At 45.6% G+C, this 24,861-nt stretch carries 21 protein-coding genes and 1 tRNA gene; 18 read left to right on the forward strand and 4 right to left on the reverse strand.

The window, feature by feature from the left end; genetic code table 11:
• Positions 1-73 precede the first annotated feature (73 nt).
• From E2R66_RS23125 to E2R66_RS23200, 16 genes are all read left to right on the forward strand, one after another.
• Positions 74-1,153 (forward strand): fatty acid desaturase, encoded by a 1,080-nt coding sequence (locus E2R66_RS23125; protein WP_133235373.1) that lies wholly within the window; start codon positions 74-76, stop codon positions 1,151-1,153.
• A gap of 434 nt (positions 1,154-1,587) precedes the next feature.
• Positions 1,588-3,126, forward strand: a complete 1,539-nt coding sequence (locus E2R66_RS23130) for a TolB family protein (protein ID WP_133235375.1) — start codon at positions 1,588-1,590, stop codon at positions 3,124-3,126.
• Between the two features lie 14 nt (positions 3,127-3,140).
• Positions 3,141-4,055 carry a sugar phosphate isomerase/epimerase family protein gene (locus E2R66_RS23135; protein WP_133235377.1) on the forward strand — a complete coding sequence of 305 codons (915 nt, stop codon included), beginning with the start codon at positions 3,141-3,143 and terminating at the stop codon, positions 4,053-4,055.
• Between the two features lie 108 nt (positions 4,056-4,163).
• Positions 4,164-4,724, forward strand: coding sequence for a gluconate 2-dehydrogenase subunit 3 family protein (locus tag E2R66_RS23140; RefSeq protein WP_133235379.1), 561 nt, complete (start codon positions 4,164-4,166; stop codon positions 4,722-4,724).
• Between the two features lies 1 nt (position 4,725).
• Positions 4,726-6,435: a GMC oxidoreductase gene (locus E2R66_RS23145; RefSeq protein WP_133235381.1), complete on the forward strand. Its 1,710-nt coding sequence runs from the start codon at positions 4,726-4,728 to the stop codon at positions 6,433-6,435.
• 230 nt (positions 6,436-6,665) lie between these two features.
• A complete protein-coding gene (locus tag E2R66_RS23150; RefSeq protein WP_133235383.1) occupies positions 6,666-8,345 on the forward strand; it encodes a GMC oxidoreductase in 1,680 nt (559 codons plus the stop codon).
• A gap of 21 nt (positions 8,346-8,366) precedes the next feature.
• The gene (locus E2R66_RS23155) at positions 8,367-9,800 is read left to right on the forward strand and encodes a Gfo/Idh/MocA family protein (RefSeq protein WP_133235385.1); all 1,434 of its coding nucleotides are present in this window, start codon (positions 8,367-8,369) and stop codon (positions 9,798-9,800) included.
• A gap of 54 nt (positions 9,801-9,854) precedes the next feature.
• Positions 9,855-10,481 (forward strand): gluconate 2-dehydrogenase subunit 3 family protein, encoded by a 627-nt coding sequence (locus E2R66_RS23160; protein WP_133235387.1) that lies wholly within the window; start codon positions 9,855-9,857, stop codon positions 10,479-10,481.
• Between the two features lie 241 nt (positions 10,482-10,722).
• On the forward strand, positions 10,723-11,892 hold the full coding sequence (locus tag E2R66_RS23165; protein WP_204985984.1) for a Gfo/Idh/MocA family protein: 1,170 nt from the start codon (positions 10,723-10,725) through the stop codon (positions 11,890-11,892).
• Between the two features lie 9 nt (positions 11,893-11,901).
• The gene (locus E2R66_RS23170) at positions 11,902-12,954 is read left to right on the forward strand and encodes a sugar phosphate isomerase/epimerase family protein (RefSeq protein WP_133235389.1); all 1,053 of its coding nucleotides are present in this window, start codon (positions 11,902-11,904) and stop codon (positions 12,952-12,954) included.
• Positions 12,955-13,001: 47 nt separating this feature from the next.
• Positions 13,002-14,237 (forward strand): MFS transporter, encoded by a 1,236-nt coding sequence (locus E2R66_RS23175; RefSeq protein WP_133235391.1) that lies wholly within the window; start codon positions 13,002-13,004, stop codon positions 14,235-14,237.
• A gap of 69 nt (positions 14,238-14,306) precedes the next feature.
• A complete protein-coding gene (locus tag E2R66_RS23180) occupies positions 14,307-14,732 on the forward strand; it encodes a c-type cytochrome (protein WP_133235393.1) in 426 nt (141 codons plus the stop codon).
• Between the two features lie 134 nt (positions 14,733-14,866).
• Entirely contained in the window at positions 14,867-16,120 is a 1,254-nt protein-coding gene (locus E2R66_RS23185) for a nucleoside permease (protein WP_133235395.1), read from the forward strand.
• A 2-nt stretch (positions 16,121-16,122) separates the two neighbouring features.
• The gene (locus E2R66_RS23190) at positions 16,123-17,010 is read left to right on the forward strand and encodes a hydroxypyruvate isomerase family protein (RefSeq protein WP_133235397.1); all 888 of its coding nucleotides are present in this window, start codon (positions 16,123-16,125) and stop codon (positions 17,008-17,010) included.
• Between the two features lie 47 nt (positions 17,011-17,057).
• A complete protein-coding gene (locus E2R66_RS23195; RefSeq protein ID WP_133235399.1) occupies positions 17,058-17,933 on the forward strand; it encodes a sugar phosphate isomerase/epimerase family protein in 876 nt (291 codons plus the stop codon).
• 29 nt (positions 17,934-17,962) lie between these two features.
• Positions 17,963-18,730 carry a 3-keto-disaccharide hydrolase gene (locus E2R66_RS23200; protein ID WP_133235401.1) on the forward strand — a complete coding sequence of 256 codons (768 nt, stop codon included), beginning with the start codon at positions 17,963-17,965 and terminating at the stop codon, positions 18,728-18,730.
• A 176-nt stretch (positions 18,731-18,906) separates the two neighbouring features.
• Here the strand turns inward: E2R66_RS23200 and E2R66_RS23205 are convergent.
• Positions 18,907-18,980: transfer RNA gene (locus tag E2R66_RS23205), tRNA-Asp, on the reverse strand.
• Positions 18,981-19,025: 45 nt separating this feature from the next.
• Positions 19,026-21,494, reverse strand: coding sequence for an N-6 DNA methylase (locus E2R66_RS23210; protein WP_133235403.1), 2,469 nt, complete (start codon positions 21,492-21,494; stop codon positions 19,026-19,028).
• 669 nt (positions 21,495-22,163) lie between these two features.
• Here E2R66_RS23210 and E2R66_RS23215 point away from each other — a divergent pair.
• Positions 22,164-22,472 (forward strand): hypothetical protein, encoded by a 309-nt coding sequence (locus E2R66_RS23215; RefSeq protein ID WP_133235405.1) that lies wholly within the window; start codon positions 22,164-22,166, stop codon positions 22,470-22,472.
• Between the two features lie 32 nt (positions 22,473-22,504).
• Here the strand turns inward: E2R66_RS23215 and E2R66_RS23220 are convergent, their stop codons facing one another.
• Both E2R66_RS23220 and E2R66_RS23225 read right to left on the reverse strand, forming a co-directional pair.
• Complete coding sequence (locus tag E2R66_RS23220; protein WP_133235407.1) at positions 22,505-23,431, reverse strand: alpha/beta fold hydrolase; 927 nt, start codon at positions 23,429-23,431, stop codon at positions 22,505-22,507.
• Positions 23,432-23,441: 10 nt separating this feature from the next.
• On the reverse strand, positions 23,442-24,323 hold the full coding sequence (locus tag E2R66_RS23225; RefSeq protein WP_133235409.1) for an NmrA family NAD(P)-binding protein: 882 nt from the start codon (positions 24,321-24,323) through the stop codon (positions 23,442-23,444).
• A 69-nt stretch (positions 24,324-24,392) separates the two neighbouring features.
• Here E2R66_RS23225 and E2R66_RS28530 point away from each other — a divergent pair, with 69 nt between their 5' ends.
• Positions 24,393-24,716 carry a hypothetical protein gene (locus E2R66_RS28530; protein ID WP_158288490.1) on the forward strand — a complete coding sequence of 108 codons (324 nt, stop codon included), beginning with the start codon at positions 24,393-24,395 and terminating at the stop codon, positions 24,714-24,716.
• The last annotated feature ends 145 nt before the right edge of the window (positions 24,717-24,861 follow it).

Below are 24,861 nucleotides of genomic sequence, written 5' to 3' on the forward strand. Positions count from 1 at the left end.
CAATTGCTTTGCCTATCTTTCGTCCGTCCCCATATATAAAAAACTAATTGATAAACTAACCTCCCAATCCCTAATGGCATTTATACACGATGTATTAGAACAGCCTTCGTATGGATGGAAGGATGCAAATGGCAACCTTTCCAAACCAACCAACGGTCAAATTTTAAAAGAATTTTTTTCGAGGATTAACATCTTCAAAACAAAAAAGAACTGGCTCTCATTTATGAGCTGGATGATGGTTTTAACGCTATCTGGCTTCCTGCTTTTGTTTATTTTTAAGTACTTTTCTATACAGGGCCTTATCATCGCTTTTTTATATAGCATGGTGGTAATGGGTACCCATGGTACCATTTGGTACCACCGCTATTGCACCCACGGTGCCTATAAGTTCAGTAACAACTTCTGGCGTTTCTTTACCCAAAACCTTACGCTAAAAATTATCCCCGAGGAGATATACGCTATATCGCACCACGTGCACCATGCCTTATCAGACCAACCGGGCGACCCATACAACGCACAGGGCGGTTTTCTGTACTGCTTTTTGGCCGATGCAAATCACCAGCCCGTTAACCGTAACATGAACGAGAAAGAGTACGCCCGCTGCGTTACTTTAATGAAACATACAGGCGTATCGGTAAACACCTATGCGCAATACCAAAAATGGGGTTCGGTAGCCAATCCTTTCCATGCAGTTGTTGGCGTTATTGCTAACTGGGCATTTTGGTTCACGGTGTTTTATTTAATTGGCGGCGTAGCTTTAGGTTGCGCTATTTTTGGTGCCGCAGGCTTTTGGGCTGTTGGCGTACGTACCTTTAATTACGAAGGCCACGGCAAAGGCGAAGATAAACGCCGAGAAGGCATCGACTATAACCGTAAGGATATGTCGGTTAATCAGCTTTGGCCGGGCTACGTGGCTGGTGAATGGCACAACAACCACCACCTTTTCCCAAAAAGCGCGCGCTCAGGTTTCAAGCCGCACCAGATAGATACTGCCTTTTACTACATCAAATTCATGAGCATGATAGGTGCTGTAAGCCAGTATAAAGATTCTAAGGAACAGTTCCTGAAAGAATACGTAAGGCCCGCTTTGAAAGCAGCGCCAGTGTACTGCCCTGAAACCGGCAAGCAGATATTTGCTACAGAAATAGTTTAATACGATATAATTACCGGGAGGTAAATACATGTAAGGAGTGCGAAAGCGCTCCTTTTTTCATTTAAAAGGGAATTTGAAGCTTTTTAAATAATGCGCGCCAGGACTGTGCGATTCCCCACTAGCCCGAAGGACTCCTTTGGAGAGAGGGGTGTGTTAAGGATGCATAGCGGCAAACACACCCCCTGCTACCGCTCAGTCCAACCCGCCCCCTCTCAAGAGGGTATGTGAATTGCACCTCGGCATAATCAAACCAGCAGGTAGGCCGTACTAAATCCATTTAACCAAACATGGTACTATTTTAACTCCATCACCTAAATGATACCACCAGAGGCACAAAAAAAGCCTCTTTTTTTATTTAATCGCATTTTTTGGGCACAGGTTTACGAATGAATATATAACTTAGTAAACCAATTATTACCAAACCGAATTTCCTGATGTCGAGAAAAATTTACTGCATGTTTAGCGTGTTGCTGGCAGCTATGCTGTGCACCAATGGCGCAATGGCGCAAAGCCAGCCTATTGGCATATTTGATGCACAGAACGATGTGGGTCCGGTTAAAAACAAAGGCGATGTAAAATACGAGCCAAAATCGCAGCAATATACAGTTAGTGGTTCTGGTACCAATATATGGGCCAATACCGATGAGTTTCATTATGTGTGGAAGAAGATGACCGGCGATTTCATCCTCCGCACCAATGCCGAATTTGTTGGTAAAGGTACCGAGCTTCACCGCAAATGGGGCTTTATGGTGCGCAAATCATTAGACGGTAATTCAGCACATGTAAACGCCGTGGTGCATGGCGATGGCCTCACCTCGCTGCAATACCGTAAAACGATGGGCGCAGTTACCGAAGAGCAAAAATCACCCCTCACCTTTGCCGGCGTAATACAGCTGGAACGAAAAGGCAATACCTATACCATGTCGGTAGCACATAAGGGCGATGTTTTTGGTCCGGAAGAAAAGGTTTACCTGGACCTGGGCGATGATGTTTATGTAGGCATCTTCGTGTGCTCGCACAACGCCGATGTTACCGAGCAGGCCGTTTTTAGCAATGTACGCATCGTTACGCCTGCACCTGCGGACCTGGTTCCATACAAAAAATACCTGGGCAGCGCTATAGAATTATTGGATATGGCAACGCAGAACAGCCGCGTTGTTTACCAGTCGCCCAAATCCTTACAGGCTCCTAATTGGATAAAGAACGGCAAATCGCTTATTTACAACAGCGATGGTACCTTATATAATTTCAACCTGTCTACAAACACACCAACGGCCATCAATACCAACCCCGCCAAAAATAATAATAACGACCATGTGATCTCTTTCGACGGCAAGATGCTGACCATCAGCAGCGGCGATGGCGGGCCATCAATAGGCTATACCGTGCCGGTAGGTGGCGGAGATGCTAAGGTGGTTACCACCAGGGGTGTGGGCGCAAGCTATATGCATGGTTGGTCGCCCGATGGTAAATTCCTGGTATTTTGTGGCGAGCGTGGCGGCGAGTACGATGTGTACCGCATCCCATCCGGCGGCGGCCCCGAAGAAAGGCTAACCACAACCAAGGGTTTGGATGATGGCCCCGAGTACACGCCCGATGGCAAATACATCTACTTCAACTCGGTGCGCAGCGGCCTGATGCAGGTTTGGCGCATGGATGCCGATGGCAGCAACCAAACCCAAATAACCAACGATGATTACAACAACTGGTTCCCGCATGTATCGCCCGATGGCAAATGGATCGTATATATCACTTTTTTAAAGAACGAAGTTGCCCCCGGCGACCATCCTTTCTATAAACATGTTTATATTCGCGTTATGCCTGCTGCAGGTGGCCCCTCAAAAGTTGTGGCCTATTTATACGGCGGGCAGGGCACTATCAATACGCCATCATGGTCGCCGGATAGTAAGCACATCGCATTTGTAAGCAATTCTAATTTATTGTTCCCTGTGTTCCCGATAGCAAAAAACTAATAACCTAAAACAACATGACTACATCTCGCAGAAGTTTTCTTAAACACAGCGCCGTGGCCCTCACCGCCGCCGCCTTATTGCCCGATAGCGTATTCGCTGCGGCTAAAATCCAACGCGTAGGCCTGCAACTGTACTCGGTACGCGATGCCATGAAGGCAGACCCGGCCGGCACGCTTAAAAAGCTGGCCGATATGGGCTATGTACACGTAGAACACGCCAATTATATCGACCGTAAGTTTTACGGCTGGACGGCTAAGGAATTCAGAAAAGTGTTAGACGATTTGGGCCTGGTAATGCCAAGCGGCCATACCGTAATGCTGCCATCGCACTGGGATGCAGCAAAAAACGATTTTACCGATGCCTGGAAATGGACCGTAGAAGATGCCGCCGTGCTTGGCCAAAAATACGTGTTTAGCCCATGGATGGACGTAGCCGTGCGTACGGATAAGGCCGCGCTTGACCGTACCATGGAACAGTTTAACAAAAGCGGCGAGTTGTGCCAAAAATCGGGGATGAAATTTGGTTACCACAACCACGATTTTGAGTTTACCACCATGGTAGGCGATATGCGCCTGTTTGATTATATAATGCAGCATACCGACCCAAAATTGGTTTCCCAGCAGTTGGATATCGGTAATATGTACGGCCGCGAGAACGATGCCATATCGCTTATCAAAAAATACCCGGGCAGGTTCGAATCAATGCACGTAAAGGATGAGATAAAGAGCGCAGAGCACCCTAACGAAGGAACGGGCTACGAAAGCTGCATATTAGGCAAAGGCGTACTGCCGGTGAAAGATGTGCTGAAAGAAGCCAAAAAAAGCGGCGCAACGCAGTATCTGATCATCGAGCAGGAGTCGTACCAGGGCATGGATCCGATAGACTCTGTAAAAATTGATTTACAAACCATGAAAAAATGGGGTTATTAATAGTTAAACACTATTTTCAGCTTCGTTTACAGGTGACGGGATATTGCAAGGCGCAATATCCCGTTATGTATGCATAAACTAAATTAATTTCAGGATTTGAACCATCAAATGAACAGGCGGATAGCGATCCGTAATATGGCTTTGATTATGGGCAGCGCGGCCTTGTTGCCTGCCTGCCTCAGCGGTGATAAGGGCAAACCCATCGTAACATTGAAGCAACTTAAGCTGGATGCCGCACAGGAGAACCTGGTGAGCAACCTCTGCGAAACCATCCTCCCTAAAACAAGTACCCCCGGCGCCAAAGACCTCGGCATAAACCTTTTTGTTTTCAAGATGATAGACGACTGCTTTGACAAAAAGGGGCAGGACGATTTCCTGGTTGGATTAGAGGAGTTTGAAACTGCTGTGGATAAAAAATACGGCAAATCTTTTAATGATTTGACTGTAGCAGAGCGCAGCGCCTTTGCAAACGATATAGAAAAGCAAAGCAAAGTTCCGAACAATAAAGATAAGGACAATAAAGCCAATGGGTTTTATTGGGCAGTAAAAGGGCAAACAGTATTTGGGTACACCACCTCCAAATACTTTATGACGGAGCAAATAGTTTATGAATTGGTACCGGGCAGGTATAATGCCATGTTCCCGGTTAAAAAGAAAGCGGCAGTATAGCATGGCTAATTTAAATATAGATAGTATAAAAGAACGCACTTTCGATGCCATCGTTATCGGCTCTGGGATGAGCGGGGGCTGGGCAGCAAAAGAATTGGGCGATAAAGGCCTCAAAACGCTGGTGCTGGAGCGCGGCCGCGATGTAAAGCACTTAAAAGATTACCCCACAACTAATATGTACCCCTGGGAGTTTGCGCACCATGGGCAAATAACCGACGAGCTGCGCCAAGCAAACCCCATCGTAAGCAAGTGCTATGCGTTTGGCGAGGATGCCCAGCACTTCTTCGTGAAAGATAAGGAGCACCCTTATGTGCAGGAGAAACCTTTCGACTGGATACGCGGGTACCAGGTAGGCGGTAAATCGCTGCTGTGGGCACGCCAAACCCAGCGCTGGAGCGATTTCGACTTTGAAGGCCCGGCACGCGATGGTTTCGCGGTAGACTGGCCCATTCGTTATAAAGATATTGCACCGTGGTACAGCCATGTCGAAAAATTTGCAGGTATATCCGGCAATATGGATGGCCTTGCCGAATTGCCCGATGGCGAGTTCTTGCCAGGCTTCCCCCTCAACGCGGTAGAACAGCGTTTCAGCAAACATGTTAAATCGCGTTATCAAAACAGGCACGTTATCAGCGCGCGTTGCGCCCATTTATCAAAACCCAACCAAATACATTTGGATCAGGGTAGGGGGCAGTGCCAAAAACGCACGCTTTGCCAGCGCGGCTGTCCATTCGGCGGTTACTTCAGCGCAAATGCTTCTACCATACCATGGGCATTACGCTCCGGCCATGTTACCTTGAGGCCCTTCTCGGTCGTAGAATCCATTATTTACGACGAAAAACTGGGCAAAGCAACGGGCGTGCGGGTTATTGATACCAACACCAAGGAAGCTATAGAATACTATGCCGACGTAATCTTCCTGAACGCAGCCGCATTGAACAGCAACCTGGTATTGCTCAACTCCACCTCCAACCGTTTCCCTAATGGTTTGGGTAACGATAGCGGCACGCTGGGCAAATACGTTGCCTTCCATAATTATTCGGCACACATCAGCGCCGAGTGGGATGGAGATAAAGAATGGACAACCGATGGCCGTAACCCTGCGGGCGGCGGCTACATACCGCGTTTCCGCAACGTTTACAAGCAAGAAACCGACTTTTTGCGTGGCTATGCAGCAGGCTTTTATGCTTATCGCAGCCGGGAAACCAGCAGTAACGGCATTGGGGAGGAATTGAAAAAGAACCTGGTAAAAGACGAATTGGGCAACTGGCAGGTTGGCTCGCATATGATGGGCGAAACCATCCCCAAAGAAAGCAACTACGTGGCCCTCGATAAAACGCAGAAGGACCCATGGGGCATCCCTCAGTTGAAAATTTCTGTGGTGTACGATGATAACGATGCCAAAATGAAAAAGGATTACGTGGAGCAGATGACCGAGATGTTTACCTCGGCTGGTTTCACCAATATACAGGCATCGGTAGATAACCGTGCCCCGGGCCTGGATATCCACGAAATGGGTGGCGTGCGCATGGGCAACGATCCTAAAACATCTATGCTTGATAAATGGCACCGCCTGCACGCCTGCAAAAACGTTTACGTAACCGATGGCGCCAGCATGACTTCAACCTCATGCCAAAACCCATCTTTAACCTATATGGCTTTTGCAGCCAGAGCGGTAGATCATTGGGTAAGGGAGAAGAGTTACCAGTAAGCAGTTTTCAGTGGGCAGTTAGCAGTGGGCAGTTGACAGAAGCATGAGCGTTTTATACTGCCAACTGAAAACCGCCAACTGTAAAAGAACTGCCGACTGAAAACTGCCCACTGTCAACTGAAGATTGTGTTAATAAAACACAATGAAAAAGATATTTGAAAAATAATTTTTATGCCTACATTAGGCGCGGTAACCAATACTAAACAAATTTAATTTAACGCATTAATATTATGTCTACAAACACTTATGACGCTATAGTCATTGGTTCAGGGATATCGGGCGGCTGGGCTGCAAAAGAACTGAGCGAGAAGGGTTTAAAAACCATTATGCTGGAGCGAGGTAGGAACATCGAACACATTAAAGATTATGTGAACGCTACCAAGGGCCCCTGGGAGTTCCCGCATCGCGGCGGCCGCACCCAAAAAATGATCGAAGATTACCCGGTTTTGAAGCGCGATTACCCGCTGAACGAAACCAACCTCGATTACTGGGTTGACGAGAAAGAAAGCCCGTACGTAGAAATTAAACGTTTCGATTGGTTTAGAGGTTACCACGTAGGCGGCCGCTCGCTGATGTGGGGCCGCCAAAGCTACCGCTGGCACGATACCGATTTTGAAGCAAACTTAAAGGATGGCGTTGGCGTTGACTGGCCTATCCGCTATAAAGACCTGGAAAAATGGTATAGCTACGCGGAGAAATTTGCAGGTATATCCGGTAACCGCGATGGCGTACCAATCCTTCCGGATGGCGATTTTATGCCACCGATGGATTTGAACATCGTAGAGAAAGACGTACAGAAACGCTTTAAAGAGTTTTATAAAGAATCGCGCCACTTCATTATTGGTCGTACAGCCAATATTACCGTGCCGCATAACAACCGTACCAACTGCCAGTACCGTAATAAATGCTGGTTAGGTTGTCCGTTCGGTGCATACTTCAGTACACAGTCGGCCACTTTGCCGGCAGCTATGGCAACCGGTAATTTAACGGTGCGCCCATGGTCAATCGTTACAGAGATATTGTACGATAAAGACACCAAAAAAGCAAAAGGCGTACGCATTGTAGATGCCGAAACCAACAAAACTTACGATTACTTTGCTAAGATCGTTTTCGTAAATGCATCGGCCTTGAATAGTGCCTGGGTGCTGATGAACTCCGCTACCGACGTATGGGAAGGCGGCTTAGGCAGCAGCAGCGGCGAACTTGGCCACAACGTAATGGACCACCACCTGGGTGTTGGTGCAGGCGGCAGGATAGAAGGTTTTGAAGATAAATACTACTTCGGCCGCAGGGCAAATGGTATCTATATCCCACGTTACCGTAACCTGAACGGCGAAAAACGCGATTACATCCGCGGCTTTGGTTATCAGGGTGGCGGCAGCCGCAGTGGCTGGAGTCGTGATATCGCCGAAATGAATATCGGTGGTGCGTTTAAAGATGCACTATCAGAACCGGGAGGCTGGAACTTCGGCATGGGCGGCTTCGGCGAAACCCTGCCATACCACGATAACAAGATAACGCTTGATAAAACCAAGAAAGATAAATGGGGCCTGCCTGTGTTGGCTTTCGACGTTGAGGTTAAAGACAACGAGAAGAAGATGCGCGTAGATATGATGAACGACGCCGTAGAAATGTTGACCAATGCCGGCGTAAAAGATGTAAAAGGTTACACCAGCGATGGCGTATTGGGTCGTGGCATCCACGAAATGGGTACTGCACGTATGGGTCGCGATCCGAAAACATCGGTACTGAACGAGTGGAACCAGGTTTGGGATGCCAAAAACGTATTTGTTACGGATGGTGCCGCCATGACCTCTGCCGCTTGCCAGAACCCATCACTTACTTACATGGCACTTACTGCCCGCGCAGCAAACTATGCCGTTGATGAACTGAAAAAAGGTAATATTTAATCCATATTAGCATCTACAAAAATGACTGAGAAGAAAGAAGAAACCACCGCAAACGGTACTTCCAGGCGGGATTTTATCAAGAATACCTCGCTGGCAGCAGCAGGGTTCATGATTGTTCCGCGCTTTGTGCTGGGCGGTAAAGGCTACACCGCGCCAAGCGACATGCTGAATGTTGCCGGTATAGGTGCCGGCGGCAAGGGCGAAAGCGACATTGCGGCATTTGCCAAAAGCGGTAAAGCCAACATCGCTTTCCTTTGCGATGTAGACGACCGCCGCGCGGCAAAATCGCGCGCATCGTTCCCCAAAGCCAAATACTATAAAGACTGGCGCGAGCTGTACGATAAAGAGTCGAAAAATTTCGATGCGGTATCGGTTTCCACGCCCGATCATAACCACGCCATCATAGCCTATGGTGCCATGCAAATGGGCAAGCACGTTTACGTGCAAAAACCCTTAACGCACGACCTTTGGGAGGCCCGTTTGCTGACAGACGCAGCCAAGAAATACAAAGTAGTAACCCAAATGGGTAACCAGGGCGCATCAAACGATGGTACCCGCTTAATGTCGGAATGGTATGACGAAGGCCTGATAGGCGATGTACACACCGTTTACTGCTGGACCAACCGCCCCGTGTGGCCGCAAGGCATTAAATGGCCCGATCCAAGCCAAAACATCCCTAAGGAACTGGATTGGGACCTGTGGTTGGGTACCGCACCTAAAAAGGACTACGTAGATAAACTGGTACCGTTCAACTGGCGCGGCTGGTGGGATTACGGCACCGGTGCCCTGGGCGATATGGGTTGCCACCTGGTAGAAGCGCCTTTCCGCGTATTGGGTATCCGTTATGCAAAAGATGTGCAGGCCAGCGTAGGCAGTGTGTATGTTGATGAGTTTAAACAAGGCCGCTTCCCCGAAAGCTGCCCGCCATCCAGCCACATTACCTTAACGTTCCCTAAAACTGCCAAAACCAAAGGCGATATAACACTGCACTGGATGGATGGTGGCATACAGCCCGAACGCCCGATAGAGTTAGGCGCCGACGAAAAGTGGGGTGGTGAAGAAGGCAATGGTACACTATTCATTGGTACTAAAGGTAAAATGTATGCCAGCACCTACTCAGATGCTGCTACTTTATTACCAAAGAGCCGTATGGAGAACGTGAAAGCGAAACAAAAATATGCCCGCGTGCCGGGCGGCGCAAGCGGCCACTATGCACAATGGGTAGAAGCATGTATCGCAGGCTACGGCAAGCAGGAAGTAAGCTCTCCGTTTGAGATAGCCGGTCCCTTGACCGAAGCTTTGCTGATGGCCAACCTGGCAGTACGCGGCCACGACCTGAAAGGTGGAACTATAAAAATGTTATGGGATAATGATGCCATGAAGGTGACCAACTTTGCTGATGCCAACCAGTTTGTTAAACGCAATTACCGCGAAGGCTTCGTGCTGAAAGCGTAGCTGTAGGATATATTTTCAATAAATCAATAATTCAACAATTAAAAAATTGATAAAATGAACAGAAGAGACGCGATAGGCCGTGTGGGGTTGATCCTTGGGGGATCCATCATCGGCGCTGAGTTCTTTATGTCGGGTTGTAAATCGGGCAGTACCGCAAATACCGAAGATCTTTCTAAACCCGAAACAACCGCGTTTTTAGACGAGGTTGGCGAAACCATTTTGCCCGAAACCAGCACCCCGGGTGCAAAAGCGGCCAAAGTAGGTGCCTTTATGGCCGTGATGGTGAAAGATTGCTACACTGCCGATGACCAGAAAGTATTTCAGGAAGGTATTGGCAAGTTGGATGATGCCAGCAACAAAAAATTCAGCAAGAAATTCATGGAAATTTCTGCTGCGCAGCGTACCGAGCTTTTAACCGAAATAGATAAAGAAGCTAAGGACTACGCCGCGCAAAAAGGCAAAGAAGCCGATGCCGATAAAATAAAACATGCCGGCGAAAAAGACTACAAAGCGCCGGATGTGCCAAACCATTACTTCACCATGATGAAACAATTAACCCTGCTGGGCTACTTTACATCAGAAGTTGGTGCCACCAAAGCCCTGCGCTACGTACCGGTACCGGGCAAATACATAGGCGATTACCCTTACAAAAAAGGAGATCGCGCCTGGGCACTTTCTTAGGAAGTCACACCCAAACCCTCCCTTCTAAAAGTCATTCGGACCCGGAAAGGAGGGCTTTTTTTTACCCGATTTGGCCGGAAACATCCGGTGATTTTAGGGGGCTAGAGAAAACAAATTCTTTCAATGCAATGGATTGCATTGAAAGAATTTGTTTATTATCTTTCGCCAATTATTAACTAAAAATTTCTTCCAAAAGTCTTCCCTCCCTGGGGAGGTTCAGAGGAGGCAAACAACAATACATATGAGTAAAAGAAAATTGCGCATGGGCATGATCGGCGGTGGTAAAGATGCCTTCATCGGCGCTATACACCGCATTGCTGCCAATATGGACGGCCAGATAGAACTGGTTGCCGGCGCGCTTAGCGTTAACCCCGAAGTAGCACAGGAAAGCGGTCGTATGCTTTTCCTTGATGAAAGTCGTATTTACAACACATTCGATGAACTGTTTAAAGGCGAGGCATTGCAGCCTGCGGATAAACGCATGGATTTCGTAACCATCGTTACCCCAAATTTTGCCCACTTTGCCCCGGCAATGGCGGCATTGGAGAACGGTTACAACGTGGTAGTCGAAAAGCCCGTAACCTTCACCCTTGAAGAAGCCCTTAAGCTGAAAGAAAAAGTAGAAGAAACCGGCTTGATGCTGTTGCTTACCCATACCTACGCAGGTTACCCAATGGTAAAAGAAGCCAGGCAGATCATCCGCGAAGGCTCACTAGGCAAAGTGCGTAAGATATATGTAGAGTACATACAAGGCTGGCTTAGTCGCTTATCAGAGCGTGAAGGCAATGCACAAGCATCATGGCGTACCGACCCATCAAAATCGGGCAAGAGCGGTTGCATGGGCGATATAGGTACCCACGCTGCGCACCTGGCAGAGTATATCTCGGGCAAGAAAATAACCCAGCTGAATGCTTCCCTAAACATTGTAGTGGATGGCCGTATGCTGGATGATGATGGCGCGGTGCTGCTGCGCTTTGAAGATAATATTACCGGCACTTTAACCGCATCGCAGATTGCTGCGGGCGAAGAAAATGCCTTAAAAATACGTGTTTACTGCGAAAACGGCGGTCTTGAATGGCAGCAGCAGGAGCCAAATACGCTTACCGTAAAATGGAGCGACAAACCGGCCCAAACCCTGCGCGCTGGCAGCGGCTATACCGACAGGCTTTCGAGCTTCGCGACATCAAACTGCCGCACACCCGGTGGCCACCCCGAAGGTTACCTGGAAGCATTTGGCAACCTGTACCGCAACTTTGCTTTGGCATTGAGGGCTAAAATAGAAGGCGTAGAACCTAAAGCCGAGTGGCTCGATTTCCCATCGATAGACGATGGTATCCGCGGTATGGCATTCATCAATAATGTGGTGGCTTCTAACAACAGCGACCAAAAATGGACCGATTACGTTATCTAATACTACCACATGAACACTATAAAAGGGCCGGCAATATTTTTAGCGCAGTTTATAGGCAACGAAGCGCCGTTCAATGATCTAAGCTCCATCTGTAAATGGGCGGCTGGGCTTGGCTACAAAGGCGTACAGCTACCAACTAACGATGCACGCTTTATCGACCTGCAAAAAGCAGCCGAAAGCAAAACTTATGCCGACGAGATAAAGGGCATCGTAAACGCTGCCGGTTTAGAAATTACCGAGCTATCTACCCACTTACAGGGTCAGCTGGTTGCCGTGAACCCGGCGTACGATTCATTGTTCGACGCTTTTGCGCCGGATGCCGTAAAGAACAACCCCGCCGAACGGCAGAAATGGGCAGTGCAACAGCTGAAATACGCTGCCAAAGCATCACAGAACCTGGGCCTTAATGCGCATGTTACCTTTAGCGGCGCGCTGATATGGCAAACCGTTTACCCATGGCCGCAGCGCCCTGCAGGTTTGGTGAATACCGCCTTTACCGAACTGGCCAACCGTTGGGAGCCTATCCTGAACGTTTTTGACGAGAACGGGATAGACCTTTGTTACGAGATACACCCCGGCGAAGACCTGCACGATGGTATCACCTACGAAATGTTCCTGGAGAAAGTGAACAACCACAAACGTGCCTGTTTGCTTTACGATCCATCGCACTTTGTGCTGCAGGCATTAGATTACCTGGAGTACATTGATATCTACCACGAGCGCATCAAGATGTTCCACGTAAAGGATGCCGAATTTAACCCAACCGGCAGGCAGGGTGTTTACGGCGGCTACCAGGACTGGATAAACCGTGCGGGCCGTTTCCGTTCTTTGGGCGACGGGCAGGTAGATTTCAAAGGCATCTTTAGTAAACTAACGCAATACGATTACACCGGGTGGGCCGTGCTGGAATGGGAATGTGCGTTAAAACACCCCGAAGACGGCGCTAGAGAAGGCGCGCAGTTTATCAAGGATCATATCATCCGCGTTACCGACCGTACTTTCGACGATTTTGCAGCCTCCGGCTCCGACGAAGCTTTTAACCGTAAGCTCATCGGCTTATAAAATTGAGAAGAATATAAACCAACCAACCCCAAAACCTAATTAAAAAAATGGCCACTACTACAATTAACCGTACACAGCTATTCCGGGCGAGTTGCCTGGCTTTGCTGGTGACTTCATTATCCTTTGGTATCCGCGCGGGTATCCTTGGCGACCTTGGCGTTCAGTTCAAACTGGATAAAGAACAACTGGGTACCATCACTGCAACGGCATTCTGGGGCTTCCCCTTAGCCGTAATATTCGGCGGCGTAATCGTTGATATCATCGGTATGAAAAAGTTGCTTGTTTTGGCTTTTGTATTTCATTTGCTGGGCATCGTATTAACTATTTGCGCACCATATTTCGGAGAAGGCAGCGCTTATTGGCCGTTGTTCTTGTCAACCCTGCTTATTGGCCTGGCCAACGGAACGGTAGAGGCTGCTTGTAACCCCCTGGTAACATCGCTTTATACCGAAGAAAAAACCACCAAACTGAGCCATTTTCACCTGTGGTTCCCGGGCGGTATTGTAATTGGTACTTTGCTGGTAACGCTGTTTAAATACATTGGGCTTGGCTGGCAAATACAGGTGGCCACTATGCTCATCCCAACGCTTATCTACGGGTACCTGTTCTCTAAACTCGATTTCCCGGTTACCGAACGCGTAGCATCAGGCGTAAGTATGGCCGGTATGTACCGTGCATTGTTAAACCCGCTGTTCATTTTCATGATGATATGCATGCTGGGTACCGGTATTACCGAGCTGTTTACCGGGCAATGGATAGATGTATTGCTGAAAAACGTAAGCAGCAACGCCATTCTTCTGCTGACACTGGAAACCGGTATCATGGTAGTTGGCCGTGCGTTTGCAAAGCCAATTCTGAAGCAGTTTACACCGCAAACGGTGTTGCTGATATCGACCATACTGGCAGCTACCGGCTTATACCTGTTAAGCACACAATCGGGCAATACCCTGTTTTTAGCAGCGATCATATTTGGTATGGGCGTTTGCTTCTTCTGGCCAATGATGCTGGGTTTTGTAAACACCAACCTGCCCAAAACAGGCGCCCTGGGCCTCAACCTCATGGGTGGCGCGGGTATGTTTGCGGTATCAATTTACACCATATTTATGGGTAAATATTATGATGATATCGTTAAAGCGGCAGCAGGCGATAATACCAAAGCAGGCGTAATGGTTTTACAGGCAACGCTGGTAATACCCATTGTGTTGATCGTTGCTTTTGCAGGTCTGGTGATATACATGCGCAGCATGCATAAAACGCAGACGATAAAAGACCCGGTAGTTTAAAAAAGAAGTGCATTTTTCGTAGAAAAAACGTATTTTTCGCGGAAGTTTAATTCTGTAATATAACACCCCATGAAAAAAGTATTTATTGTTTTAGGTATCAGTTTAGTAATTGCAGCTTGCGGCGGTACAAAACCCGGCGAAGCCGAAGGTGGCGACACCAGCACTACGGCAACCAACCAGGCTGCTACAGCAGCTACTACTAATGCAGATACTGCAGCCAGCAAAACCGGTACCACTGCTGCACCTGCAAGCAAAGGCGCAACTTTAATTGCCGGCTCTGATTGCACTACCTGCCATAAGGAGCACCAGAAGATCATCGGCCCTGCGTTTGCCGATATCGCAAAGAAATATACCGCAGCCGATACCGAAAAACTGGCCAAGAAAGTTATTGCAGGCGGAAGCGGCAACTGGGGCGATGTGGCCATGACCGCGCATCCGGCGCTTTCTTTAGACGATGCCAAAGAAATGGTAACGTACATCCTGTCGGTGAAATAAACCGGCTGGCGTTAGCCAACCCTATTCATGCCGGATGCCGCCTTTTGGCAAGCATCCGGCATTATAGTGTACTTATACATCTACGTATCGGGCAAACGCCCGTGCCTCCTGTCATTATATAAACCAATTTAACTATGAACTTAACCATCCGTGTTAAGTTATCTGCCATGATGTTCCTCCAGTTTTTTATCTGGGGCGCATGGTTTGTAACAATGGGTACTTACCTGGGTAAAACACTTGCCGCAACCGGCACGCAAAATGCCACTGCTTACTCCAGTCAATCGTGGGGGGCTATTATTGCCCCATTCATTATCGGGTTAATTGCCGATCGTTATTTCTCCGCCCAAAAGGTTTTGGGCGTATTGCACTTAGCCGGTGCCGCATTACTATACTACATTACCACCATTCCTAATTTCAGTGGATTTTTGCCGGTTATTTTTGCTTACATGATCGTGTACATGCCTACGCTGGCGCTGGTAAACTCGGTGTCGTTTAAGCAGATGACCAACCCGAGCAAAGAATTTCCGCCTATCCGTATCCTGGGTACTTTCGGCTGGATAGTTGCCGGGACGGTTATTGGCTGGTTGGGCTGGGAAGCAAACAATACATTGGTACTCACCTTTAAAATGGCTGCCATTGCATCATTGCTGTTAGGTTTATTAAGCTTCACGCTGCCGCCAACGCCACCTGCTAAAAAAGGGCAGAAGAGCTCTATGAGCGATATCCTTGGTCTTGATGCCATTGGCCTGTTAAAGAACTCCTCATACCTCATCTTTTTCCTGGCTTCAATCGCTATCTGCGTTCCGCTTGCATTTTATTACAATTTTACCAACCCTTTCCTTAACGAAGTAGGGATGAAAAAGGCAGCATTTATACAGTCCTTCGGTCAATGGTCAGAGCTTGCCTTTATGGCATTGATGCCCTTATTTTTTGTGCGCCTTGGGGTTAAAAAAATGCTGGCAATAGGCATGCTGGCCTGGGTATTGCGTTATGTGTTTTTTGCCTACGGCGATGCAGGTAGCGGGTATTGGATGTTGATTACCGGTATTGTTTTACATGGCGTGTGTTACGATTTCTTCTTTGTAACAGGCCAGATCTATACCGATAACCTGGCGGGTGATCGCTTTAAAAGTGCAGCGCAGGGCTTTATTACCTTAGCCACATATGGAGTAGGGATGCTTATTGGCTCCTATATCTCAGGGCCGATTGTTGACCATTGGAAAACCTCCGAAACTGTACACGACTGGAAAGCAATCTGGTTAATACCCGGCGGTATAGCTGCAGTAGTATTGATCGTATTTATCGTATTTTTTAAAGACAAAAACCAAATACAAACCAAACCGGGATTAACCATTGAAGGCGAACCCGAAGGACGTTTAGAAGTATAACCATGGCAACAAACCCAAACAGACGTACGGCCATCAAAGGCCTCATTACCGGTACCGCCGCCATAGGCGCATCCGGCGTATTATCATCATTTACAACTGATGCAAAAGAACCAATGGCTGATAAATTAAAAGGAAACATCAACCACGCGGTGTGCCGCTGGTGCTACGGCGATATATCGGTAGAAAACCTTTGCGCCGCCGCTGTAGATATAGGCATTAAAGGCATCGACTTGGTTGGTCCCGCCGACTGGCCTACATTGAAAAAATACGGACTGGTATCCAGCATGTGCAACGGTGCCGAAATAAACCTGACTGACGGTTTCGGCGATAAGCAGTTCCACGCGCAATTGCATAAAAACTATACCGACATGATACCCAAGGTAGCCGCCGCAGGTTACAAAAATCTCATCTGCTTCAGTGGCAGCCGTCGCGGTAAAACCGACGAGGAGGGATGGAACAACTGCGTAGAGGGCCTTAAACCGATGGCGGCCCTTGCCGAAAAACACGGCGTAGTATTGGTAATGGAACTGCTGAACAGCAAGATTGACCATAAAGATTACCAGTGCGATAGGGTAGAGTGGGGCGCAGAGCTTTGCAAACGCCTCGGAAGCGAAAACTTTAAGCTGCTGTACGATATCTATCACATGCAGATTGACGAGGGCGACGTGATACGCAACATACGCGCCTACAACAAATACATCAACCATTACCATACCGGTGGTGTACCCGGCCGTAACGAGGTAGACGATACGCAGGAGCTATACTACCCGGCTATTATGAAAGCCATAGTAGAAACCGGGCACAAAGGCTTTGTAGCGCAGGAATTTATACCCAAGTACAAAGACAAGCTGGCATCGCTTAAAACAGCCGTGCACATTTGCGACGTTTAAACTATTGAAGGCAGCACAGGTCATAACACTACTTATAAACTAAATACATGACAACCAGACGGAATTTTTTGGCCCAGGCGGGCATGGCTTCGGCAGCATTGATGCTGGCGCCGCAATTACTATCGGCAAAAGGCAAAAAAGGCGTAGGCCTGCAGTTATATAGCTTACGCGATGAGTTACCTAAAGATGTAAAAGGCACCATAGCCAACATCGCCAAGGCGGGCTACTCGGAAGTTGAGACCTTCGGCTATTCTAAAGATGGCGGCTTTTGGGGCCTCAGCGCAAAGGAATTCAGCGCCTTACTCAAAGCCAACGGCCTGACTACCCCAAGCGGTCACTACGGCCTTGACGAATACTTCGGCAGCGGCAAAATGGATCAGCTGAATAGCTATATCGAAAGCGCGCATGCCACCGGCCAAACCTATATCATTATCCCAAGCATCAACCACGAATTCATTAAAACGGCTGCCGACTTTAAAGGCGTTGCCGATAAAATGAACAAGATTGCGGAGATATTGAAACCCGAAGGCTTGAAACTGGGTTACCACAACCACAACTTTGAGTGGAAAGAAACCGAAGGCACCACGTTTTACGATACCATTTTAAACGCTACCGACCCTAAATTGGTAAACATGGAGATGGACCTGTACTGGGTAGTGCGCGCCGGTTATAATCCATTGGAGATCTTCAAAAAACACCCGGGCCGTTTTACCTTCGTACACATTAAGGATATGGATAAAACCAACCACGAGCTGAACACCGAGATTGGTACCGGTACCATCGATTTTAAAACGATATTGGGCCAGGCCAAACTGGGCGGCATCAAACACTTTATTGTAGAGCAGGAAAACTTTACTAATATCGACCCATACAAGAGCATTGCCCAAAGCAGCGCATACGTAAAAACCCTGCTGAAAGCTTAATTAAGGCGCACCAATTAATTCATAGATACATGAAACAGCAATTCATATTAACCGCACTGCTTATGTGCAGCGTGGTTGCGGCCAACGCCCAAACAGGCGCAAAGCCCGAGGATACCGAGAAATGGACCCCGGTACCTAAAGTAGTTACCGCAGGTAAAACCACCAGCGATGCTCCTTCTGATGCCATTGTTTTGTTCGACGGTAAAAACCTGGACGAATGGGTAGACGTAGCCAGCGGCAACCCCGCCAAATGGAACGTGGACGGCGATGTGCTCACGGTAAACAAAGCAACCGGCAACATCGAAACCAAGCGTAAATTTGGTAACTACCAGCTGCACATTGAGTGGAAGGTACCTGCCAGCATCACCGGCACAGGTCAGGGCCGCGGCAACAGCGGCGTGTTTTTGGCTTCGATAGGCAAAGGCGATTTGGGTTACGAATTGCAGGTGCTGGATTCGTACAAGAACGAAACCTACGTAAACGGCATGGCAGGCAGTATATACAAACAGTTTATCCCGCTGGCCAACCCAACCAAGCCCCCCGGCGTTTGGAACACCTACGATGTGATCTGGACCGCCCCAACCTTCGATGGCGATAAAGTAAAAACCCCGGCCCGCGTAACCGTATTATTCAACGGCGTACTGGTAGAAAACAACATCGAACTGCTGGGCCCAACTCAATACATCGGCGCACCCGGTTACCGCGCAGCCCACGGCCCAAGCCCTATAAAACTACAAGCCCACGGCGACAAAAGCGAACCGTTGAGTTTCAGAAATATTTGGGTGAGGGAGTTGTAAAAGGAACAGCTTCTATTGATATTTAAAAGCCGGCTGCCTGAGGAGGGGAGCCGGCTTTTTTTGGATTCCCGTCTTAGGAGCGATGAAAGTGAAGTAGGTCAGAAGTAAGTTTTAAACTCACTAAGCTGTAAAAAACTCGCGAACATCGCTGCCAAATGAAATCAAAGTGTGAGTTGCGGAATGGACGGGACTCGAACCCGCGACCTCCTGCGTGACAGGCAGGCATTCTAACCAGCTGAACTACCACTCCGTTTTCGAGTTCAAATATAATAAAAATATTAGTGCGTTTACCCTGTTATACGATAGTTCCTGAATATGGCAATGATTTTATGTAAGTTTCCATAAATATAAAATCAGGATTCCCATTTTTGTCAACTGGTAAAGAAATCTTCTCTCTTTCTAACCTTGCATCACTTATTTCCCTCGCGAAATTAAATTTTGGCCTAATTGATTCAATAATAGGTTTAAGAAAAATCGAAATGTAATTATTTAACGTCGTGTTTTGATCTTTCAAATATATAACCGTACAATGATCAGAACATACGAAGTCATACGTATGATAAAATAAGTATCCGACGCTCCCGCTGTTATTTATTGTCATTGCATTTTTATAGATAGTCATATAAGTAGGTGGCGTTATATAATTATCTATGCCGTTATTAACCTTCGTGGAAGATATGTAAGCTATGTCACCATTGTTTTGATCTAATTTTATCAACCTTTTACCGCGTTCAAAATAAAATACTTCAGAAAAAGAAAACTCCTTCCAATCCGACATATTAAAGTTGAATTTTATTTTGTCGTTGGCTGGCTTGCGTTGTATAGTGTCATTTAATATTTCTAAGAAAGTAATCTCATCAATGTCCTTGTTTAATAAATCAAGTTTTAGCTTAGTCGAAAAAATTATGTGCTGTTTTATGCTTTTTATAAAAGATTTCTCTGATAAATGCGAGTAGTCCGTCTTTGAATGGGCTTGTATGATCCATTCATCGTTTAGAAGGATAGGAGTACTCACAAGATTTATCTGATTCTCATACTTGTCGGGGTTCTTTAGTTTTTCTAACAGCGTTTTTTTTATTGTCGTCCACTTATTTAAGACATCTGTGCGTCCTCTATTTTTCGATAAAACAAAGCCGTCATCATTCAAATCGTAAAATGTAACGTTTTTATTGTTGTGAGGTAAATTAGTCTTAAAAATAGCTATGGCTGTATGTGTGGCGGCATTAGGTTGGAATAACTCTCCTGGCATATTTATAACAGCCTTTAACGTATGTTTAGAAAGAATTCTGTTTCGTTCAATTTCGTCTTTGAAATAAGTCGACAGCGGTGCTATAATAACACCATAGCTGCTCACAGAATCTAGTAATGTTTCTAAAAATTGAATTTCTTTTTTTGTGGGATTTGTTTGATTATCCTTACCCCCATATGGCGGATTGATAAAGCCTATAGAAGGACGTATATCCTCCATCCGAAGTTTCTTTAAAATTTCTTCAGCTTTTTCAGAAAATGCATCTATATTAAAAATTCTAGATTTTCCATCGCCTCTAAAAAGCATGTTCGAAATTGCCAACGAATACATGGTACTGCTTTTCTCGAAGCCAATTAGTTGATTTTGCTTTAATTTCTTTATTTTCTCCTGCTTATTGGCCAGTTGCGATAATTCAATCTCATGGACTAACTTATTCATTCCTGATATCAAGAACGCCCCGGTCCCGCAACATGTATCCAGAATAACGTCATTGTTTTTTATTTCGACTAATTCGGTAAACAATTGAGTAATATGACTTGGCGTTAAAACAATACCCTTTTTTACATTGGCAACGCCAGCATAACGCAGAAACTCTTCATAAAATTTTCCAATTATGTCGTAATTGGTTCGTTTGTTAAAAAGAGGAATTACATTGCTTTCAAGTTCGTTTAGGATTTTCTTTAATATGTCGGATGATAATAAGTCGTTATCCGTTTTAATAAATGTCAATTCATTTACTAGGACATCAATTTTATCTTTATCAATGCCCTCGTTTAGTAAAATATCTTCAATTGTTGTAGGGATATTTCTAATTATAGTAGTTATAGTCCAATTGCTGTAACTCTTCTTGAAATCGTTAGATATATCTCCTTTGTCATAAAGGCAAATCATCAATGCACTCAGTAACACGGGCCTTTTTTGCGAATCAAGTGTCCGCAACATTCTGTTTATCTCGCTGGAAGATTTTGAGATATTTTTCGAAATGTTTTCAAGATCTATATTTTCGAAAAAAGCCAAATAATCTTCCTCGTCTAAAATTTCGTTTGTCTCGATTTTTTTTATTTGCTCATTTGCTAAAATAAATGTTGAAATTAAGTGATTATATTCATCATTAATATCTCCAGAAAATGCAATTCCTACTATGGACCAGTCTTCAAAGTATTTTCGTATCGTCGGATTGAGCGTGTCTATTTTCTCACCAAAAAAATGTGATAAATAATGTTTAATACCATCTACCGCGTAGCTTTTAGGACTATTTTCATTTTTTGAGATATGGTTTTTTATAGTTGGTTTGTTCTCTACAAGGATTAAAAGACGCTTTTTTTCATTTAAATAAATTAGATCAGGCTCTCCTCTAAAACCCTTCCCACTTTTACTAGAGACATCTAAGCATTCTTGTACATAGGAATTCGAAGTTTTTTTGATTAACCATTTTTCGCTATACTTTTTTGATTCTTTTATATAGTTGTATAGATCTAAATCGGTTTTAGCTTCATTCTTCCTGCTATTTATCATTTTTCAAGATTGTTTTTAATGTAAAGTTACGGCCTATCCATCTTGTAAAAAACACCCAACTCTCTTTTTATAAGAAAATAGGGTAAGCTTATCGAAGAAAGTTTCGAACTGCAAATGATTAAAATTAACGTTTCATGTGAATTGTAACTCACTTCCACAGGTTTAACTACTCTCTTAAGATATTCGTATAACAGTTTTGGTTTGCATTCTACTGGTCGTCATTTGTGTGATAAATAACAATTGCTGTAAAAATACTAAAATAATTAGTACTTGATTGCTTTTTTTGAATTATATTTAGGAATTGTGATTTTACTCTTAATTGTTGATGAATTACCCCTTGCCGGCGCGTGTCCCTAGATTTCACGCTACCGCCTATTACCGCTAATCCCAACTAATCGTATTTCCGCAATACACCCACCGCTTCCTATGCGGGCCGCAAGGTTTCTATGCTAATGATTACCAGGTAGTAATTCAGCCGAATCCAATCCAACAAAAAGCTTTACTTTTAGCTACTCGATAAATTAATCTATAAACCTAATCTTTCCGCAAGATGGGCCTCGGTACAACTCAACTCATCCTCATTGCGTTGCCCGTTTAATTTCTCCCGGCAATATTAGGCAGGCGCAAAAATAATTCCCGGTCTATCTTCCGCTTAAACCTGCTTCTAGGTTGACGCTCGTTGCCTGGGTAATCGCGCTACGGAGGGCCCTATCTAAAGAGGTGCTGCCGGTTAACCTTAACAGGATGTCGTCTGTTTCGGAGGGTGTGACCATGGCCTTGTCGTTGAATTTTAAGCAGTCATCGTTGGATGAAAAGTTCCACATCGGGATGATTGATAAATATTTGCACTATCGGCCGGAAAGGAATCTTTATAAAACCGATGTGAAAAATTGGACCGAGAAAAATTGGACGGAAAAAATACAAAAGCCGGCTGCCTGTGAGGGGAGCCGGCTTTTTTTAGATAGCAGCTTTATATAAGTAAATATTCAAGAATAGCACTGCCATACTGGTTAACCCAAAAACGGCAGAATAACTTCCAGCACTTTTTCAGGCTTTTCCTCATTCATATAATGCCCGCTATCTAACAATCCAATCACGTTACAGTCTTTTGCAACGTAAGGTAAACCCATCTTCATGAAATTATAACTCACATTACTTCCAATGCCTAAAACAGGCGTAGTCAATGACTGATAGCTTTTTGCATCTTCTATATCCTGGGTAAATGTTTGATACCAGGCATTTGAGGCGCGGATATTTTCCGGATCATTATAAACTGATGCGTACACTTCCCTTTCGAAGGTAGTCATTTTCGTTTCGTCGATCATTACATAAGCGAACAACCAATCCAATAAATATTGAAACCTTCCTTCCAATAATTTCTCGGGCAGTCCCTTTATCTGGTTAAAACCCATCCACCAAACATATTGCGACTCACCGGTCATTTTTTCAGTAAATGTGCCTAATGCCGGTATCAAAGGCATTTGAAGCATACCCTGGCTGGGATGCGCGCCGTCCATGATCACCAGTTTTGCTATACTTTCCGGATAGTTAAAAGCCATACTCATAGCTACCATGCCACCAATATCGTGACCAAGCAAGTACACTTTCCCCAAATTTAGATGTTGGATAAGATCATAAATATCTTTAGCCATGGTTTTCTTATCATAACCAGCTTCCGGTTTAGCAGAAGCACCCATGCCTCGGATGTCTACAACGATTACGCTGTATTTTTGTGCAAGTGTCGGGGCTATGTTTTTAAAGGAATACCAAGTTTGCGGCCAGCCCGGAAGGCAGATTAAAGGGATGCCGCTGCCGCCTTCCACATAATGTAATTTTACACCATTAACATTCGTGTATTTGTTTTCAAATCCAGGCCATTGTTTGATCAGTTCTTCGTCGGAATACTGATCGGTCATTATTTTTTCTTCGTTATTCATGATCATCTTTTTAAATATTTGTTGCTACGGGCGACCAGCTTAAACCCTCATACCGGTCGTTATCCAAATTAGTATGATGAACTAAAAACATACTGTACAGATACTGCGCCTGCTGCCATTTAGGGTAAAGCTCATTTTCTCCTTCGGGATGAGCTGCTCTTAGTGTTTTGTTATAAGCTGAAAACCCTTCCATTGAACCCATATCAATTAAGTCGAATTTTGATCCCTTATATTGCTCGCTCAAACTAACCAGGTCATTGGGGCTTATCCTAAAGCTTGCGATTCTTAGTGCCTGCGGCGCAGCTTCATCCAGTGCTACCATCGCCGTAAAGGCAGCCGTATCGTCCATGGTAGTAAAGTCAATTGCCCAATCGACTTTATTATCGTAGTAAGAAATAGTTTTTTGCTGTACATTGAATAACGGCGTATTATACCGAAGTATGTCTGCAAAAGCCCCGTTGAAGATAGAGGTAGACCGGATCGGGCTATTATCCAATATCGCATGAAATTCTTTGCGTAGATCGAAGTTCCTGTTTTCCCCCGCCGGCATCGTCGTAAAGTCCGACGAAAAATCAGAAGGGATAAAATGCGGAACACCTGCGGCGACCGCCGCATTTAAAAGTTTGGTTTGTGTATCTACGATAACCTCGCGCAGCCCTGCTAAAGCCGATACAATGCAATTAACGCCTGCACATGCGCCTATTAATTCCTGTTCGTTGTCCATGTCAACCTTGAAAATATCAACGCCCATTTTCTCAAGCGCATCAACTTTTTTAGGCTCACTTTGTTCGCGCACAATCGCCCGGACGTGTACATTTCTTTTGATCAGTTCCCGGCATATTTTTTGGCCAAGATGACCTGTAGCTCCTGCTACCAATATTAGCTTTTCCATTTTATCATCATTTTTGATGATGCAAACGTACATGCTTAAAAGGCCGCTAAAACTACCATTTGGTAGTTAATGAATTTACTTGATGTTTTTTCTGATTCTGCTCAAGGCGTTGGGTGTTATACCCAGGTAAGAGGCGATCTGTTTGACCGGGACTCTTTTTATCAATTCAGATTTCGCCATAAATTCCAGGTAGCGTTCTTCTGCCGACAAGGTTTGGAAACTAATTATTTGATCGATCATCCTAACCGCCATGGCTTCCCAGGTTATCCTGCCAAACTCCTGCCAGGTTGGAAATTATTTATAAAGCTTTTCCATCTCGGGTTTGTCGATATAGAACAATTCGGTCTCTTCTATGGCTTCTATGTTAAACCTCGTGGGTTTTTGGGGATTTAGACTGGATATTTCGGTAAAAAATTCATAGGATTATGTATTTAGTTCGCATTTAATCATTTTGTAATTTACGGGTTTAGCCTCGGTCATTCTGGTTATAAGTTTATCAAAAATTGAGTTCATATGCCCCCTTCTGTTAAAACGGAAA

This window comes from Mucilaginibacter psychrotolerans (assembly GCF_004519315.1).
Classification (GTDB): domain Bacteria; phylum Bacteroidota; class Bacteroidia; order Sphingobacteriales; family Sphingobacteriaceae; genus Mucilaginibacter; species Mucilaginibacter psychrotolerans.

Excerpts from the sequence above, each read along its gene's own strand:
- E2R66_RS23180 (WP_133235393.1), top strand. The coding sequence starts at position 14,307 with ATGAAAAAAGTATTTATTGTTTTAGGTATCAGTTTAGTAATTGCAGCT.
- E2R66_RS23225 (WP_133235409.1), bottom strand. The coding sequence starts at position 24,323 with ATGGAAAAGCTAATATTGGTAGCAGGAGCTACAGGTCATCTTGGCCAA.
- E2R66_RS23165 (WP_204985984.1), top strand. The coding sequence starts at position 10,723 with ATGAGTAAAAGAAAATTGCGCATGGGCATGATCGGCGGTGGTAAAGAT.
- E2R66_RS23135 (WP_133235377.1), top strand. The coding sequence starts at position 3,141 with ATGACTACATCTCGCAGAAGTTTTCTTAAACACAGCGCCGTGGCCCTC.
- E2R66_RS23210 (WP_133235403.1), bottom strand. The coding sequence starts at position 21,494 with ATGATAAATAGCAGGAAGAATGAAGCTAAAACCGATTTAGATCTATAC.
- E2R66_RS23220 (WP_133235407.1), bottom strand. The coding sequence starts at position 23,431 with ATGAATAACGAAGAAAAAATAATGACCGATCAGTATTCCGACGAAGAA.
- E2R66_RS23125 (WP_133235373.1), top strand. The coding sequence starts at position 74 with ATGGCATTTATACACGATGTATTAGAACAGCCTTCGTATGGATGGAAG.
- E2R66_RS23175 (WP_133235391.1), top strand. The coding sequence starts at position 13,002 with ATGGCCACTACTACAATTAACCGTACACAGCTATTCCGGGCGAGTTGC.
- E2R66_RS23155 (WP_133235385.1), top strand. The coding sequence starts at position 8,367 with ATGACTGAGAAGAAAGAAGAAACCACCGCAAACGGTACTTCCAGGCGG.
- E2R66_RS23145 (WP_133235381.1), top strand. The coding sequence starts at position 4,726 with ATGGCTAATTTAAATATAGATAGTATAAAAGAACGCACTTTCGATGCC.
- E2R66_RS23130 (WP_133235375.1), top strand. The coding sequence starts at position 1,588 with ATGTCGAGAAAAATTTACTGCATGTTTAGCGTGTTGCTGGCAGCTATG.
- E2R66_RS28530 (WP_158288490.1), top strand. The coding sequence starts at position 24,393 with ATGAATTTACTTGATGTTTTTTCTGATTCTGCTCAAGGCGTTGGGTGT.
- E2R66_RS23170 (WP_133235389.1), top strand. The coding sequence starts at position 11,902 with ATGAACACTATAAAAGGGCCGGCAATATTTTTAGCGCAGTTTATAGGC.
- E2R66_RS23200 (WP_133235401.1), top strand. The coding sequence starts at position 17,963 with ATGAAACAGCAATTCATATTAACCGCACTGCTTATGTGCAGCGTGGTT.
- E2R66_RS23190 (WP_133235397.1), top strand. The coding sequence starts at position 16,123 with ATGGCAACAAACCCAAACAGACGTACGGCCATCAAAGGCCTCATTACC.
- E2R66_RS23140 (WP_133235379.1), top strand. The coding sequence starts at position 4,164 with ATGAACAGGCGGATAGCGATCCGTAATATGGCTTTGATTATGGGCAGC.
- E2R66_RS23185 (WP_133235395.1), top strand. The coding sequence starts at position 14,867 with ATGAACTTAACCATCCGTGTTAAGTTATCTGCCATGATGTTCCTCCAG.
- E2R66_RS23150 (WP_133235383.1), top strand. The coding sequence starts at position 6,666 with ATGTCTACAAACACTTATGACGCTATAGTCATTGGTTCAGGGATATCG.
- E2R66_RS23160 (WP_133235387.1), top strand. The coding sequence starts at position 9,855 with ATGAACAGAAGAGACGCGATAGGCCGTGTGGGGTTGATCCTTGGGGGA.
- E2R66_RS23195 (WP_133235399.1), top strand. The coding sequence starts at position 17,058 with ATGACAACCAGACGGAATTTTTTGGCCCAGGCGGGCATGGCTTCGGCA.